The sequence below is a fragment of the Serratia sp. BNK-33-b genome (assembly GCF_048684565.1).
Classification (GTDB): Bacteria; Pseudomonadota; Gammaproteobacteria; order Enterobacterales; family Enterobacteriaceae; genus Serratia; species Serratia marcescens.
In genome coordinates this window covers 3,834,143-3,850,924 of sequence record NZ_JBLQTZ010000001.1, presented here as the reverse complement: position 1 = coordinate 3,850,924, position 16,782 = coordinate 3,834,143, and the positions used below count along the sequence as shown (strand labels likewise).

14 protein-coding genes are annotated in these 16,782 nt (G+C 56.6%); 6 read left to right on the top strand and 8 right to left on the bottom strand.

The window, feature by feature from the left end; genetic code table 11:
* Window positions 1–4: 4 nt before the first annotated feature.
* From ACMGGK_RS18635 to ACMGGK_RS18600, 8 genes are all read right to left on the bottom strand, one after another.
* The gene (locus tag ACMGGK_RS18635; protein WP_176519329.1) at window positions 5–1,369 is read right to left on the bottom strand and encodes an MFS transporter; all 1,365 of its coding nucleotides are present in this window, start codon (window positions 1,367–1,369) and stop codon (window positions 5–7) included.
* A 198-nt stretch (window positions 1,370–1,567) separates the two neighbouring features.
* The gene (gene cyoE / locus ACMGGK_RS18630) at window positions 1,568–2,458 is read right to left on the bottom strand and encodes a heme o synthase (protein WP_015376842.1); all 891 of its coding nucleotides are present in this window, start codon (window positions 2,456–2,458) and stop codon (window positions 1,568–1,570) included.
* A gap of 17 nt (window positions 2,459–2,475) precedes the next feature.
* On the bottom strand, window positions 2,476–2,814 hold the full coding sequence (locus tag ACMGGK_RS18625) for a cytochrome o ubiquinol oxidase subunit IV (protein ID WP_016928864.1): 339 nt from the start codon (window positions 2,812–2,814) through the stop codon (window positions 2,476–2,478).
* Complete coding sequence (locus ACMGGK_RS18620; RefSeq protein ID WP_004940367.1) at window positions 2,814–3,428, bottom strand: cytochrome o ubiquinol oxidase subunit III; 615 nt, start codon at window positions 3,426–3,428, stop codon at window positions 2,814–2,816. The genes ACMGGK_RS18625 and ACMGGK_RS18620 overlap by 1 nt, the downstream gene beginning before the upstream one ends.
* Complete coding sequence (gene cyoB, locus ACMGGK_RS18615; RefSeq protein WP_004940366.1) at window positions 3,418–5,409, bottom strand: cytochrome o ubiquinol oxidase subunit I; 1,992 nt, start codon at window positions 5,407–5,409, stop codon at window positions 3,418–3,420. The genes ACMGGK_RS18620 and cyoB overlap by 11 nt, the downstream gene beginning before the upstream one ends.
* A 3-nt stretch (window positions 5,410–5,412) precedes the next feature.
* Window positions 5,413–6,363 carry a cytochrome o ubiquinol oxidase subunit II gene (cyoA, locus tag ACMGGK_RS18610; protein WP_004940365.1) on the bottom strand — a complete coding sequence of 317 codons (951 nt, stop codon included), beginning with the start codon at window positions 6,361–6,363 and terminating at the stop codon, window positions 5,413–5,415.
* A 440-nt stretch (window positions 6,364–6,803) separates the two neighbouring features.
* Window positions 6,804–8,282: a muropeptide MFS transporter AmpG gene (gene ampG / locus ACMGGK_RS18605; protein ID WP_016928861.1), complete on the bottom strand. Its 1,479-nt coding sequence runs from the start codon at window positions 8,280–8,282 to the stop codon at window positions 6,804–6,806.
* Window positions 8,283–8,333: 51 nt separating this feature from the next.
* Window positions 8,334–8,912: a lipoprotein gene (locus ACMGGK_RS18600; protein ID WP_004940363.1), complete on the bottom strand. Its 579-nt coding sequence runs from the start codon at window positions 8,910–8,912 to the stop codon at window positions 8,334–8,336.
* Between the two features lie 314 nt (window positions 8,913–9,226).
* Here ACMGGK_RS18600 and bolA point away from each other — a divergent pair, with 314 nt between their 5' ends.
* The 6 genes from bolA to hupB all read left to right on the top strand — a co-directional run bounded on the left by bolA (window position 9,227) and on the right by hupB (window position 16,728).
* The gene (bolA, locus tag ACMGGK_RS18595) at window positions 9,227–9,541 is read left to right on the top strand and encodes a transcriptional regulator BolA (protein ID WP_004940361.1); all 315 of its coding nucleotides are present in this window, start codon (window positions 9,227–9,229) and stop codon (window positions 9,539–9,541) included.
* A 367-nt stretch (window positions 9,542–9,908) separates the two neighbouring features.
* Complete coding sequence (gene tig, locus ACMGGK_RS18590) at window positions 9,909–11,213, top strand: trigger factor (RefSeq protein WP_004940358.1); 1,305 nt, start codon at window positions 9,909–9,911, stop codon at window positions 11,211–11,213.
* A 438-nt stretch (window positions 11,214–11,651) separates the two neighbouring features.
* Window positions 11,652–12,275 carry an ATP-dependent Clp endopeptidase proteolytic subunit ClpP gene (gene clpP, locus ACMGGK_RS18585; RefSeq protein ID WP_016928858.1) on the top strand — a complete coding sequence of 208 codons (624 nt, stop codon included), beginning with the start codon at window positions 11,652–11,654 and terminating at the stop codon, window positions 12,273–12,275.
* Between the two features lie 143 nt (window positions 12,276–12,418).
* Window positions 12,419–13,690, top strand: a complete 1,272-nt coding sequence (gene clpX / locus ACMGGK_RS18580; RefSeq protein ID WP_004940354.1) for an ATP-dependent protease ATP-binding subunit ClpX — start codon at window positions 12,419–12,421, stop codon at window positions 13,688–13,690.
* Window positions 13,691–13,884: 194 nt separating this feature from the next.
* Window positions 13,885–16,239, top strand: a complete 2,355-nt coding sequence (gene lon, locus ACMGGK_RS18575; RefSeq protein ID WP_004940352.1) for an endopeptidase La — start codon at window positions 13,885–13,887, stop codon at window positions 16,237–16,239.
* A 216-nt stretch (window positions 16,240–16,455) separates the two neighbouring features.
* Window positions 16,456–16,728: a nucleoid-associated protein HU-beta gene (gene hupB / locus ACMGGK_RS18570; protein WP_004940351.1), complete on the top strand. Its 273-nt coding sequence runs from the start codon at window positions 16,456–16,458 to the stop codon at window positions 16,726–16,728.
* The last annotated feature ends 54 nt before the right edge of the window (window positions 16,729–16,782 follow it).

Here is a 16,782-nt window from a genome sequence, read left to right as displayed (position 1 = left end):
TTCTTTACAGCGAATTGACCAGCGCTTCCAACTGACCGCGATTGGTCTGCTTGGTGTCCACCTTGACGTAGGCGCTGCGCTCTTCCGGCACCACGATCGCCTCGGCCACGCCGGGCTGCGCCTTCAGGCGGCTTTCCAGCGCCGAATCCTTCACCGCCAGTTCCGACAGCGTAATGCGCAGGCTGCTGACATACGGCGGCTCTTTCATGGTGCTGCTGACCAGGAACCAGACGGCGGCCAACACGGCACCAGCGATAAACACCAAGCCTGCCCCCTGCAAACCGTACAGCCAGCCGCCGAGGCTGCCGCCGATCGCCACGCCGATAAACTGGCTGGTGGAGTAGACCCCCATCGCGGTGCCTTTGTAGCCGGCCGGTGACTCTTTGCTGATCAGCGAAGGCAGAATGGCTTCCATCACGTTAAAGGCCATAAAGAACAGCTGTACGCCGGCGATGATGCCCCACAGGTGCGCGCCGGAGAGCCACAGCAGCACTTCGGCGCAAAACAGCACCGCCACGCAGCCCATAAACACCTGCTTCATGCGGCGATACTTTTCGGCATAGATGATGAACGGCACTACGGCGGCGAACGACACCAGCATGGTCACCAGGTAGACGATCCAGTGTTCGCTGGCCGCCAGCCCGGCTTTCTCCATCGCCAGCGGCAGCGCCACGAAGCTCGACATCAGCAGGATATGCAGGCACATGATGCCGACGTTGAGCTTCAGCAGGCGCGAGTTGCTCAGCACTTTGCGGAAGCTGCCGCGCACGATGCTGGACTCGCGGTTCAACAGATGGGTATCGGCGGAAGGCACTACTGCCAGAGTGATGACGATGCCGGCCAGCGCCAGCACGGCGATCATCCAGAACAACGCATGTAAGCCAAAGGCATGAGTGATGATAGGGCCCAGAACCATGGCGATGGCGAAGGTGATACCGAAGCTGACGCCGATGAACGCCATCGCTTTGGTGCGGTTCTGCTCGCGGGTCAGATCGGAGAGCAGCGCCATTACCGCGGCGGCGATGGCGCCGGAGCCTTGCAACGCGCGGCCGAGGATCACGCCCCAGATAGAGTCAGTGACCGCGGCGATCACGCTGCCGAGGGCAAAAATCAGCAGGCCGCCGACGATCAGCGGCTTGCGGCCGATGCGATCGGACACAAGGCCGAACGGGATCTGAAACACCGCCTGCGCCAGGCCGTAGATGCCGATGGCGATGCCGATAAGCGCTTCGCTGGCGCCGTTGAGCGCCATGCCGTAGGTGGTCAGCACCGGCAATACCATAAACATGCCGAGCATGCGCAGGGAGAATACGGTGCCCAATCCCCAGGTAGCGCGGCGCTCCTGCGGGGTCATTGAATTATCGTTCACATCAAACCTCGGTAAAAACCATGCCATCAGACGTTGAGACAGCGCCTGATGGCATGATTTCTGTAAAGCTGCGTCATTTTAGTGTGCGGGGCAGGGGGGGTAAATCGAATGTTGTTTAACAGATATTACAGTTTGGCCGCTTTTCGGCGTGACAAATAAAATGGGCCGCAAAAGCGGCCCATTCACAGATGATTTGGCTTACCAAACGTAGGTCACCAGCGCTTCAGGCGCCGCCGTGGCGCTGAAGTCGATCGACATCATCACGCTCAGCGAGGTGATGGCGACGATGGAGAACACGAACAGTTTACGCGCCCAGACACTGTCGTTTTCGGTCTTGTAACCGCGCAGCGCCATGCCCAGCCACCATACGCTCACCGCCGCAGCGACGATCAGGTACTTGTAGCCGGCATAACCTACCAGGGTCAGCATCAGCGTGGCGATCATAAATGCCAGGATGTAGACCGTGATGTGGTTCTTGGCGACGGAAATGCCTTTCACCACCGGCAGCACCGGAATGTTGGCCGCCTGGTAATCTTTAAAGCGGAAGATAGCGATCGCATAAGAATGCGGCATCTGCCACAGGCTAAAGATAGCCAGCAGGATCAACGCGCCGGCGTCGAACTCGTTGGTCACCGCGCAGTAGCCGATAACCGGCGGCGCGGCGCCCGACAGGCTGCCGATCAGCGTGCCGTAGACCGAATGGCGTTTCATGTACAGGCTGTAAACGCCGACATAAACCACGAAGCCCATCACCGCCAGCCACATGGCAAGCGGGTTGGCCGCGATATACAGCAACGCGAAGCCCGCAATACCCAACACGGTCGCATAAACCAGGGTGACACTCGGCGCGATCAGGCCTTTTACCAGCACCCGATTCTTCGTTCTCTCCATTTTCTTGTCGATGTCGCGGTCGATGTAGTTGTTAAACACACAGCCCGACGCGACCACCAACGAGACACCCACCAGGGTGGCGAGAAACAGGGGATAGTCGATGCTCCCTTTGGAAGCGAGCAGGAATCCCCCAACGACAGAAATTAAATTGCCGAAAATAATTCCTGGTTTAGTGACTTGCAGGTATTGCTTAATCATCACGTGCAGCTCAGCTCTTAATCGACCATCATATTGATGTTGAGGTTGTACATAATCCAGAGTGAACCTACAACAACGATACCGATGATCATAGCGGTGAACAGCAATGCCACCAGGTTCCAGCGCTCTTCCGATGAGGTGTTCATGTGCAGGAAGTAAACCAGGTGAACAATCACCTGGATAACCGCCATACCGACAACAACCGCCAGGATGGTGGAATGAGAGGCGGAGCCGTTCATTACCATCGCAAATGGAATTACCGTCAGGATGATCGACAGGATAAAGCCGATCAGGTATGACTTCACGCTGCCGTGGCTTGCGCCGCCGTGAGAGGTTTCATGGGATGAATGGCTCATTACATAACCCCCAGCAGGTAGACAACGGTAAATACGCAGATCCAGACCACGTCCAGGAAGTGCCAGAACAGGCTCAGGCACATCAGGCGGGTTTTGTTGGTCGCGGTCAGGCCGAACTTGCTCACCTGAATCATCAGCACGATGATCCAAATCAGGCCGGAAGTCACGTGCAGACCGTGGGTGCCGACCAGCGCGAAGAAGCTGGACAGGAACGCGCTGCGATCCGGACCGAAGCCTTCGGCGATCAGGTGATGGAATTCATAGATTTCCATCGCCACGAAGCCCAGACCAAACAGGAAGGTCAGGAACAACCAGGTGTTTACACCGCCAACTTTACCTTTGTTCATGGCGATCATCGCCATGCCGTAGGTGATGGAGCTGAACAGCAGCAGGAAAGTTTCGACCAGGACAAACTTCAGGTCGAAGATGTCTTTGCCTGAGGGACCGCCAGCGGTCCCGTTCACCAGGACTGCATAAGTCGCGAACAAGCTCGCAAACAAAATACAGTCGCTCATCAGGTAGATCCAGAATCCGAAGACTTTGGTCTCTCCCGCGTCGTGGTGCCCATGCTCTGCATGGGCTGCGTTATGATTGGTCAGAGTTTCAGTTGACATGGTTCACGCCTGCTTTACGGATTTGTTCGTAGTGTTGGTTCTCAATGCGCTCGATTTCATCAACCTGCACATAGTAGTCAACATCGTGATCGAAGCTCTTGCCGATCCAGACAACGATCATACCGATGAAGCCGGCCAGAGCCATCCACCAGATTTCCCAAATCATTGCGAAACCGAATACCAGGCTGAAGAAGGCGATGATAACGCCGGCGCCGGTGTTCTTAGGCATATGAATCGGTTCGTATTTAGCCGGTTTCTTATACGCTTCGCCTTTTTCTTTCATGTCCCAGAATTCATCACGGTCATGAATCTGCGGCACTACGGCAAAGTTATAGAACGGCGGTGGAGACGAGGTTGACCACTCCAGAGTACGAGCACCCCATGGGTCACCGGTCAGATCGCGGTTCTGTTCGCGGTCACGGATACTGACGAAGATCTGGGTCAGCTGGCACAGGATGCCGCAGGCGATCAGCGCCGCACCGCCGGCTGCAACCAGCAGCAGAGGGTGGAACTCAGGGTTGATGTTCTGGCTGATACGACGGGTCATGCCCATAAAGCCCAATGCGTACAGCGGCATGAAGGCGGTGAAGAAGCCGATGATCCAGAACCAGAACGCGCGGATGCCCCATTTTTCGTTCAGCGTGAAGCCGAAGGATTTCGGGAACCAGTAGGTCAGGCCCGCGAAGCAACCGAACACCACGCCGCCGATGATGACGTTGTGGAAGTGAGCGATCAGGAACAGGCTGTTGTGCAGCACGAAGTTCGCGCCCGGCACCGCCAGCAGAACGCCGGTCATACCACCCACGGAGAAGGTGATGATGAAGCCAACGGTCCACAGCATCGCGGAGTTGAGCTTGATACGGCCCTGATACATGGTGAACAGCCAGTTGAAGATTTTCACCCCGGTCGGGATGGAAATGATCATGGTGGCGATACCGAAGAAGGCGTTAACGTTCGCGCCGGACCCCATGGTGAAGAAGTGGTGCAGCCAGACGATGAACGACAGAACGGTGATCGCGATGGTTGCCCATACCAGTGAGGTATAGCCGAACAGGCGTTTTCTGGAGAAGGTCGCGGTGACTTCGGAGAACACGCCGAACACCGGCAGAACCAGGATATACACCTCTGGGTGACCCCAGGCCCAAATCAGGTTGATGTACATCATCATGTTGCCGCCCATATCATTGGTGAAGAAATGGGTGCCCAGATAGCGATCCAGGGTCAGCAGCGCGATGGTGACGGTCAGAATTGGGAAAGAAACGATGATCAGGACGTTAGTACACAACGCCGCCCAGGTGAACACCGGCATCTTCATCATAGGCATGCCAGGGGCACGCATCTTCAGAATGGTGGCGAAGAAGTTCACGCCGGTCAGCAGGGTACCCAGACCGGAAATCTGCAGACTCCAGATCCAGTAATCGACCCCGACGCCAGGACTGTACTCTTTACCCGACAGCGGCGGATACGCCAGCCAACCGGTCTGAGCGAATTCACCGACCCCCAGGGAGATGTTGATCAGCACAACGCCCACCACGAAGAACCAGAAGCTCAGGGAGTTCAGGAACGGGAAGGCGACGTCACGCGCACCGATTTGCAGCGGCACCACGACGTTCATCAGGCCGACCACGAAAGGCATCGCCATGAAGAAGATCATGATAACGCCGTGCGCGGTGAAGATCTGGTCGTAGTGGTGCGGCGGCAGGAACCCGGCTTCGCCGGCGGACGCCAACGCCTGCTGGCTACGCATCATGATGGCGTCGGCGAAGCCGCGCAGCAGCATGACCATCGCCACGATGATGTACATGATACCAATTTTTTTATGGTCGACCGAAGTCAGCCATTCGCTCCACAGCCACTTCCATTTGCCGAAATACGTCAGCAGCGCCAGCACTGCCAGGCCCCCGACAATAATTGCGGCTACGGTGACCATGATGATCGGTTCGTGGTACGGAACCGCATCAAGTGTTAATTTTCCCAACATCAGTTATTCCTCGGCTCCGGCGTGAGCAGCATGTTCACCCATGTCCATACCTTGGCTCATGTCCATGCCTTCGTGCGCGCCAGCGCCCTTGTGCATATCCATGTCGCCCATGAATTTGGCAATTGTTTCTTTGAACAAATTCGGTTTGACAGCGGCAAAGTACTCAACCGGGTTGTTTTCACTCGGCTCTGCCAGTTTGTTAAAGTCGTCGGTGGTGTTCAGGTTTTTAGACGATGCCTTCACCTTGGCCACCCACTGATCGAAGTCGCCTTCGGTCGGGGTAACGATCGCGGTGAATTTCATACCGGAGAAGCCTGCGCCGCTGTAGCTGCTGGAGATACCTTTGTAGGCACCGGCTTCGTTGCCGATCAGGTGCAGTTTGGTCTGCATGCCGGCCATCGCATAAATCTGTCCACCCAACTGCGGGATAAAGAACGAGTTCATTACCGAGTTAGAGGTGATCTTGAATTCGACTGGAACATCTTTCGGGAAAGCCAGCTCATTAACGGTCGCAATGCCTTGTTCCGGGTAGATGAACAGCCATTTCCAGTCGAGCGACACCACTTCGATCGTCATCGGCTTCTTGTCAGTGACAATCGGCTTGAACGGATCGAGTTCGTGGGTGGTCTTCCAGGTAATGGTGCCAAGGATGGCGATGATAATGATAGGAATGGTCCAGACGACCGCTTCGATCTTGTTGGAGTGGGCCCAGTTCGGACTGTACTTGGCGTCTTTGTTGGAAGCGCGATACTTCCAGGCAAAGGCGAACGCCATGAAGATAACTGGCACCACTACGATCAACATCAACGCGATTGCAGTGATAATCAGTGTCCGTTGCTCAACACCAATTGCTCCTTTGGGATTCATCAAAACCATATCGCAGCCACTGAGCAATACAGTGCCTGCGATTAATGACAGCATCCCAATACTTTTATTGTATTTCTTAAGTCTCATCTAACGACCTCAATAACAAAGGCTCAATTGTCGTTTCATGTGTGCGGGCATTTTACGGGAAGGTTGCAGTACTGTAAACATGCTTAAGGGAGTGTCAGCGGCTTGTTGACACTTTCTGTTAAGGGGGTCACAGATGTAACCCTGCGTGACAATTTACCAATGACAACAACGCGTTGGCACGCTGAATCGTGACGAGCAGCCCGTATGTTAAGGAAAACTAAAGGTATGATGAATTTGGCGAAGAAATGCGCGGCGGGGAAATACGCAGAAAAGGTTTATTTAATGTAAAATAATTGTGTCTTAAAGGTGAATTTAATTTTATTTCCGAGCGCGGCAGTCGGATAAAAAAATAATTTCCGCGCCGATTATCTTTTTTTACCGAAATAAATATACCCCCGGATCGCTTTTTTTTCGGCCGGCGAAATCACCGGCCGTTCAGATTATGCCAAACGGGTGCGGCGCAGGGCGAGGTAATCCAACGTACTGCCCATTGCGACGCCGAGCAGGCTCAGCGCGGCGCCGGCCTGCAGCAGCCGATCGGCCAACTGCGGGGCCTGCGTCCAATCCAGCGCATTGGCGATAAGCAACAGCAACCACAGGCCCAACAGCGAACAGCCTAGCGTCAGCAAGCGCAGTGCCCAACGGTAAGATTCTGAAAACTCGGTGCGCGGCATAAAATTGCCATGCTGCTGGGTGTGCTCCAGCGTCTGACGACAGATACCGAGCAGCAGCAAGCCGGGCAGGGCAGCGGCGATAGAGAACAGGTAGAACAACGGCCAACCGTGGGCTTCGACGAACCAGCCGGCGATCGGGCCGACATAGACACGCCCTACGGCGGACAGCGCCGACAGCAGCGCGAACTGGGTGGCGGAGAACGACCGGTTGCACAGCGTCATCAGCAACGCCACGAAGGCCGCGGTGCCCATGCCGCCACACAGATTTTCGAGGAAGATGGCGCTGCCCATGGTGAGCAGGCTCTTGTCGGTCACCGCCAGGATCCAATACCCGAGATTGGAGACCGCCTGCAGGACGCCGAACAGCATCAGCGCGCGGAACAGGCTGAGGCGCTGCATCAGCACGCCGCCGAACAGGGCGCCGACGATGGTCGCGAACAGGCCGAGGGTTTTGTTCACCAGCCCGACTTCACCGGCGTCGAACCCCACGCCGCGGATCAGGAAAGTGGTGCTCAGGCTGCCGGCGAAAGCGTCGCCCATTTTGTACATCACGATCAGCAGCAGGATCAGCCAGGCGTTGTTGCGGCCGAAGAAATCGCGCAGCGGCGCGACGACCGCCTGTTCCATGGTGCGCGGCGCCGGGATGTTTTCGTCCGGCTCCGGCGCCAGCAGCGTGGCGGCCACGCCGATCAGCATCAACCCGGCCATCAGCCAGTAGGTGGCTTGCCAGCCGAAATAGCGATCCGCCAGCCACAGCGCCAGGCCGCCGGAAACCAGCATCGCCAGCCGATAACCCAGCACCGAGATCGCTGCGCCCGTGCCCCGTTCTTCGGCTTTCAGCAGGTCGGTTTTATAGGCGTCGAACACGATATCTTGCGAGGCGGAGCAGAACGCCACCAGCACCGCCAACGCCGCCAGCCACCACAGGTGCTGCGCGGGCTGCATAAAGCCCATCGCCACAATCGCCGCCACCAGCAACAGCTGGCTGATCAGCAGCCAACCGCGCCGCCGCCCGAGAAACGGCGGGGTATAGCGGTCCATGAACGGCGACCAGAGGAATTTGAAGACGTAGGCCTGGCCCACCAGCGAGAAGATGCCGATGGTTTTCAGATCGATATTTTCGACGGTCATCCAGGCTTGCAGCGTGCCGGAGGTCAATGCCAGCGGCAGACCCGACGCGAAGCCCAGCAGCAGCAGAATGGCGGAGTTACGCTGGGTGAAGATGTTCAAATAGTGTTTCGACATGAGTTCCCTGTCTGCGCCGCCCGATCCGCCGGGCGGCACAAGGCGCGGCGATTAACGCGCGTTTTGCTTGATGAAATCGTTGACGCTGGTGTCCTGAGCCATGTCGGCGATCACGTCGCCCAGCACGGAGTTGACGGCGTCGGTGATCTTCTCGTTGGTCGCCGTGAAGGCGCCCTGCACGTTATAGGTCGAGCGGTAATTCTTCACCTGCTTGTTGCCGTTCTTCGCCTGGGCGATGATCGAGATGTCGGCTTTGGTGGTGATGTTGTAGCGCAGGTTACCTTCGGCGACGTCCGCGTACAGATTATTGACGACGATTTGCAGCGCTACCGGGCCGTCGGCGCCGATCATGTAGCCACGTGCGCCCATCTGTTTCTCCAGCACTTCCTGCAGCAGGAAACGCAGATCGCGCGATGGCGTCAGCGTGACCAACTGGCCGTCGCGGTTCACCTTGGCCAGCGCCTGGTCGGTGCGCTGATCCGCGCCGTTGATGCTGACAGTGATGCCCTGCAGGGTAGGATCCTGCTGCGGCAGAACGATTTTCGGCGTGACGTTCAGGGTGTTGCTGCTGGTCGCGCAGCCGGCCAGCAGCAGGGCGGCCAGCAAAGGAAGACAAAGTTTCTTTAACATGTTTTCTGTCTCATTCTCGATGGATTTAGCAATAATCAGAGCGGGATAGCCGACAACAAATTGCCGACATCATAGCATCGCCGCCGTGCGGTGGAAGCGCGGAAGGCGCCTGAGTGACAAATTTTTACCTGCCGTTGATAAAAACACGCTTTTTTGGCCCGCTCAATCGGATAATCCCCCAAGCGGCGGGGATGGCGCTCATCATTTGACCGCAGAAAAGAGAAATTTGTCCCGGCGATGGTCTAAACGGGGGAAAACCGGCTAATATTGAACTAGATGGGCACGGTCCTCTGCCGGTGTTGTAAGGAGATCCTATGATTCGCGAGCAAATAGAAGCAAAGTTAAGGGCGGCGTTTGAGCCCGCGTATCTGGAAGTCGTTGATGAAAGCTATCGTCATAACGTTCCGGCGGGTTCAGAAAGCCATTTCAAAGTGGTATTGGTCAGCGATCGCTTCGTCGGCGAACGTTTTTTGACGCGCCACCGCTCCATCTACGGCGTATTGTCGGAGGAGCTGGCGGACGGCGTACACGCGCTGGCGCTGCATACCTATACGCTCAAAGAGTGGGAAGGTCTGCAGGATACCGTGCCGGCCTCGCCGCCGTGTCGCGGCGCGGGCACGCTGGCCTGAGGGGGAAATTTTCAGGTATCAGTGGAACTTTGCCCTTGAATTAGGGTATTACTACTGACGAATTTTGAAACGGCCTGCGGGCCGTTTCTGTTTTTGACGACGACATGGCCGACGCGCAATGTGGCCAACGTTCGGTCTGTTTTGGCGGCCTTTTGGCGATCGAATCGGCAAAAGTGTGAGTTTTAGCGCGCCTGCGCCGCCTAGCTTTCCTCGACTCGCCACGCATGCGCCGCTATAATGTCGCGTCTTATTTTTCCGGAATGGTTTCGGGACGCTTCTGTCATCAGGGAACTCGGTTCTTATCTGTAGCCGTCCTGGTTCTTGGAACGGAGTTGACCGAGCACTGTGATTTTTTTGAGGTAACAAGATGCAAGTTTCAGTAGAAACCACTCAAGGCCTTGGGCGCCGTCTCTCTATTACTGTACCGGCTGATACTATCAAGCAGGCGGTGAAGAAAGAGCTGATCAACGCAGCGAAAAGCGTGCGTATCGACGGCTTCCGCAAAGGCAAAGTGCCGATGAACATCGTGGAACAGCGTTACGGCGCCTCTGTTCGTCAGGACGTGCTGGGCGAAGCGATGCAGCGCAGCTTCGTTGACGCGATCATCAAAGAAAAGATTAATCCGGCCGGCGCACCAAACTACGTGCCGGGCGAGTACAAAGAAGGTGAAGACTTCACTTTCGCCGTTGAGTTCGAAGTGTATCCAGAAGTTGAGCTGAAAGGCCTGGAAAACATCGAAGTTGAAAAACCCGTGGTTGAAGTGAACGACGAAGACGTCGACGCGATGCTGGATACCCTGCGCAAGCAGCAGGCAACCTGGAAAGAAACCGATCGCGCAGCGGAAGCTGAAGATCGCGTGACCGTTGACTTCACCGGTTCTATCGACGGTGAAGAGTTCGAAGGCGGCAAAGCGTCCGACTTCGTGCTGGCAATGGGCCAGGGCCGCATGATCCCAGGCTTCGAAGAAGGTCTGGTTGGTCACAAAGCGGGCGAAGAGTTCTCCATCGACGTGAACTTCCCGGAAGACTACCACGCGGAAAACCTGAAGGGCAAAGCGGCCAAATTCGCTATCGTGCTGAAGAAAGTTGAAGAGCGCGAGCTGCCGGAACTGACCGAAGAGTTCATCAAGCGTTTCGGCGTGGCGGACGGTTCCGTTGCCGGCCTGCGCACCGAAGTTCGCAAGAACATGGAGCGCGAGCTGAAAGGCGCCGTGCGTAACCGCATCAAGTCTCAGGCGATCGACGGCCTGGTGAGCGCGAACGAAATCGACGTGCCTGCTGCCCTGATCGACGGCGAAATCGACGTGCTGCGTCGTCAGGCTGCACAGCGTTTCGGCGGCAACGAGAAGCAAGCGCTGGAACTGCCACGCGAACTGTTCGAAGAGCAAGCGAAACGCCGCGTAGTGGTTGGCCTGCTGCTGGGCGAAGTGATCAGCACCAACGATCTGAAAGCTGACGAAGACCGCGTGAAGACGCTGATCGAAGAAATGGCTTCTGCCTACGAAGATCCAAGCGAAGTCATCGAGTTCTACAGCAAAAACAAAGAGCTGATGAACAACATGCGCAACGTGGCTCTGGAAGAGCAAGCGGTTGAAGCCCTGCTGGCAAAAGCGAAAGTGACTGAAAAAGCCACTACCTTCAGCGAGCTGATGAACCAGACTCAACAGGCGTAATGCCGGCGTGCCGGGCGCGATGAACGGCGCCCCCGGTTTCGCCTGGCGAACCGGCGCACGATGAAAAAGCCCGCAACCTCAGGTTGCGGGCTTTTCTTTTTGCCACGTTGCTGATTAATCTCAGGTTAAGCGGGTTAATATGCACTATATTTACCCTGTTGCCTGGGGAACTGGCTGGCATGATAACGGTCAGATTAACGGCATCGTTTTCGGCGCGCGGAGAAAATCGGCCCCTGGGCTTGAAATTGCGCCGGGATCCCCCAATCTGTAAAGAATGATTCTGGGGCTGTTTGCCAAAGTGCGCGGGATAAACTAACCGTCGGGTACGTGCGGCGCGGGTCGAATGCTTGAGCATAGTCATCATGGCCGTTCTCAAGTAGAATCGGCGTATTAGGGTGACACCCTGGCCGCCAAGGCAATTTCTATTAGGAGACGGTAATGTCATACAGTGGCGAACGAGATCAATTTGCACCGAACATGGCGCTGGTGCCGATGGTGGTAGAGCAGACTTCACGCGGGGAGCGTTCTTACGACATTTATTCCCGCCTGCTGAAAGAGCGCATCATTTTCCTGACCGGCCAGGTGGAAGATCACATGGCCAACCTGATCGTGGCGCAAATGCTGTTCCTCGAAGCGGAAAGCCCGGAAAAAGACATTTTCCTCTACATCAACTCGCCGGGCGGGGTGATCACCGCGGGCATGTCGATTTACGACACCATGAAGTTCATCAAGCCGGACGTCAGCACCATCTGTATGGGCCAGGCGTGCTCGATGGGCTCCTTCCTGCTGACCGCGGGCGCCAAAGGCAAACGTTTCTGCCTGCCGAACTCGCGCGTGATGATTCACCAGCCGCTGGGCGGCTACCAGGGCCAGGCGACGGACATCGAAATCCACGCGCGTGAAATCCTCAAGGTGAAAGCGCGCATGAACGAACTGATGGCCGAGCATACCGGCCAGCCGCTGGAGCAGATCGAGCGCGACACCGAGCGCGATCGCTTTATGACCGCGGAAGAAGCCGTGGAATACGGCCTGGTTGACGGCATTCTGACACACCGCAGCTAGAACCACGCGGCGCCGATGGACTATAGTAATCAGAGTGGGCAGGGGCTCGCTCTGTTGTAGCCCCTCGGCGTTCCCGATATGAGTTTGGGCGCACTGCCGCCGTGATTTTCCTGCGGGACAAGACTAAAGAAGAGGTTTGACTGATGACAGATAAGCGCAAAGACGGTTCAGGAAAGCTGCTGTACTGCTCTTTTTGCGGCAAAAGCCAGCATGAAGTGCGTAAGCTGATTGCCGGGCCGTCAGTGTATATCTGCGATGAATGTGTCGATCTGTGTAACGACATTATTCGCGAAGAGATTAAAGAAGTTGCCCCGCATCGTGAGCGCAGTGCGCTGCCGACGCCGCACGAGATCCGCCACCACCTGGATGACTACGTCATCGGCCAGGAGCAGGCGAAGAAAGTGCTGGCGGTTGCGGTGTACAACCACTACAAACGCCTGCGCAACGGCGATACCAGCAACGGTATCGAGTTGGGCAAGAGCAACATCTTGCTGATCGGCCCGACCGGCAGCGGCAAGACTCTGCTGGCGGAAACGCTGGCGCGCTTCCTGGACGTGCCGTTCACCATGGCCGACGCCACCACGCTGACCGAAGCCGGTTATGTGGGCGAGGACGTGGAAAATATTATCCAGAAGCTGTTGCAAAAATGCGACTATGACGTGCAGAAAGCGCAGCGCGGCATCGTTTATATCGATGAAATCGATAAGATTTCCCGTAAGTCCGACAACCCGTCGATCACGCGTGACGTCTCGGGTGAAGGCGTGCAGCAGGCGCTGCTGAAGCTGATTGAAGGCACCATCGCCGCGGTTCCGCCGCAGGGCGGGCGCAAGCATCCGCAACAGGAATTCCTGCAGGTCGATACTTCCAAGATCCTGTTTATCTGCGGCGGCGCATTCGCCGGCCTGGATAAGGTGATCGGTCAACGCGTCAACACCGGCTCCGGCATCGGCTTCGGCGCGACCGTCAAGGGCGAGTCCGAGAAGGCCACCGAAGGCGAACTGCTGCTGCAGGCCGAACCGGAAGATTTGATCAAGTTTGGTCTGATCCCTGAGTTCATCGGCCGTCTGCCGGTGGTGGCGACCCTGAGCGAGCTGAGCGAAGACGCGCTGATTCAGATCCTGAAAGAGCCGAAGAACGCCCTGACCAAGCAGTATCAGGCGCTGTTCAATCTGGAAGGCGTGGAGCTGGAGTTCCGCGACGAAGCGCTGAACGCCATCGCCAAGAAAGCCATGGCGCGCAAAACCGGCGCACGCGGCCTGCGTTCCATCGTGGAAGGCGCGCTGCTCGACACCATGTACGATCTGCCGTCGATGGACAGCGTAGACAAAGTGGTGATCGACGAGTCGGTGATCGCCGGCCAATCCAAACCGCTGCTGATTTACGGCAAGCCTGAAGCCCAGGCATCTGGCGAATAATTAGCCAGTTAAACCAGCGCGTTATCAGCAAAATGGGGGATTTCATCCCCCATTTCTTTTTCCTGCATTCTTGCCGTTGAATGTAAGAGATTCATCCCCATATACTCATTAACCAGATTTTATGAAACGTTAGATGCTTGCGTCTCATGAGATTCCCCCTCAACCTGGCGGAAATTAAACTAAGAGAGAGCTCTATGAACCCTGAGCGTTCCGAACGCATTGAAATCCCCGTTTTGCCATTGCGCGACGTGGTGGTTTATCCGCACATGGTGATCCCGTTATTTGTTGGCCGGGAAAAATCGATTCGGTGCCTCGAAGCCGCAATGGATCACGATAAGAAGATCATGCTGGTGGCACAGAAAGAGGCCTCAACGGATGAACCTGGCATTAACGACTTGTTCTCGGTCGGCACCGTAGCGTCGATCCTGCAGATGCTGAAGCTGCCGGACGGCACGGTAAAAGTGCTGGTCGAGGGGCTGCAGCGTGCACGCATCACTACGCTGTCCGACAGCGGTGAGCATTTCGCCGCGCAGGCGGAATACCTTGAGTCTCCGGCTATCGACGAGCGCGAGCAGGAAGTGCTGGTGCGCACCGCGATCAATCAGTTTGAAGGCTATATCAAACTGAACAAAAAAATCCCGCCGGAGGTGCTGACTTCACTCAACAGCATCGACGACGCCGCTCGCCTGGCGGACACCATCGCCGCCCATATGCCGCTGAAACTCAGCGATAAGCAGTCGGTGCTCGAGATGTCCGACATCACCGAGCGTCTGGAATACCTGATGGCGATGATGGAATCGGAGATCGACCTGCTGCAGGTTGAGAAACGCATCCGTAACCGCGTCAAGAAGCAGATGGAGAAGAGCCAGCGCGAGTACTATCTGAATGAGCAGATGAAGGCGATTCAGAAAGAACTGGGCGAGATGGACGACGCGCCGGACGAGCACGAAGCGCTGAAGCGCAAGATCGATGCGGCGAAAATGCCGAAAGAGGCGCGCGAAAAAACCGAAGCGGAACTGCAAAAGCTGAAGATGATGTCGCCGATGTCGGCGGAAGCGACCGTGGTGCGCGGCTACATCGACTGGATGCTGCAGGTGCCGTGGAATGCGCGCAGCAAGGTGAAAAAAGACCTGAACAAGGCGCAGGAAGTGCTCGATACCGATCACTACGGCCTGGAGCGCGTCAAGGATCGCATCCTCGAGTACCTCGCGGTGCAGAGTCGCGTCAGCAAAATCAAGGGGCCGATCCTGTGTCTGGTGGGGCCGCCGGGCGTGGGTAAAACCTCGCTGGGGCAGTCGATCGCCAAAGCGACCGGTCGCCAGTACGTGCGCATGGCGCTGGGCGGCGTGCGTGACGAAGCGGAAATCCGCGGTCACCGTCGTACCTACATCGGTTCGATGCCGGGCAAACTGATCCAGAAGATGGCCAAGGTTGGGGTGAAGAACCCGCTGTTCCTGCTGGATGAGATCGACAAGATGTCTTCCGACATGCGCGGCGATCCGGCTTCCGCTCTGCTGGAGGTGCTGGATCCGGAACAGAACGTGGCGTTCAACGACCACTATCTGGAAGTGGATTACGATCTGTCCGACGTGATGTTCGTCGCCACCTCGAACTCGATGAACATTCCTGCGCCGCTGCTGGACCGTATGGAAGTGATCCGCCTGTCGGGTTATACCGAGGACGAGAAGCTCAACATCGCCAAACAGCACCTGCTGCCGAAGCAGCTTGAGCGCAATGCGCTGAAAAAAGGCGAACTGACGGTCGACGACAGCGCCATCATCGGCATCATTCGCTTCTACACCCGCGAAGCCGGGGTGCGTAGCCTGGAGCGTGAAATCTCCAAGCTGTGCCGTAAAGCGGTGAAAACGTTGCTGATGGACAAGAAGCGCAAGCATATCGAGATCAACGGCGACAACCTGAAGGATTACCTGGGCGTGCAGCGCGTCGATTACGGCCGTGCGGATACCGAAAACCGCGTGGGCGAAGTCACCGGGCTGGCGTGGACGGAAGTGGGCGGCGATCTGCTGACCATCGAAACCGCCTGCGTGCCGGGCAAAGGCAAGCTGACCTACACCGGTTCTCTGGGTGAAGTGATGCAGGAATCGATTCAGGCGGCGCTGACCGTGGTGCGCGCGCGCGCGGAGAAATTGGGCATCAACGCCGATTTCTACGAGAAACGCGACATCCACGTGCACGTGCCGGAAGGGGCGACGCCGAAAGACGGCCCGAGCGCCGGTATCGCGATGTGCACCGCGCTGGTCTCCTGCCTGACCGGCAACCCGGTACGCGCCGATGTGGCGATGACCGGCGAGATCACGCTGCGCGGTCAGGTGTTGCCGATCGGCGGCCTGAAAGAGAAGCTGCTGGCGGCGCATCGTGGCGGCATCAAAACCGTGCTGATCCCTTACGAGAACAAGCGCGATCTGGAAGAGATTCCGGACAATGTTATCGCCGATCTGGAGATTCATCCGGTGCAGCGAATCGATGAAGTTTTGAACATTGCGTTGCAAAACCCGGCCTTCGGCGCACTGCCGGTAGCGGCAAAATAGTGACGAATCGCAAAAACCATTGATAAAACTTATACTGGCAAGCCATTTCGGACTTGCCAGTATTTTTTTGTACCGCTAAGTTAGATCTCTGTCGGCCCGCGTTTTGTCACCCAGTCGGTGGCTTGCCAAGGTTCGATGGGATTGATATAACAGCTGCGCTGTCGCAACCGTAGGGATTTTTCGGTGCGACGATAGAATTCTAGAGGGGATGATAGAGTGAATAAGTCACAACTGATCGACAAGATTGCCGCAGGTGCTGATATTTCCAAAGCGGCAGCGGGACGTGCTTTAGACGCAGTAATCGCTTCCGTTACCGACTCCCTGAAAGCAGGGGATGACGTGGCTCTGGTAGGTTTCGGTTCCTTTACCGTGCGTGAACGTTCGGCCCGTACCGGCCGCAACCCGCAGACCGGTAAAGAGATCAAGATCGCGGCAGCCAAAGTACCTGCCTTCCGTGCAGGGAAAGCGCTGAAAGACGCTGTAAACTGATTTAGCGTCTAACCGTTTAGCGTAACAGGGTTTTGTAATAAACAATCACCTGAC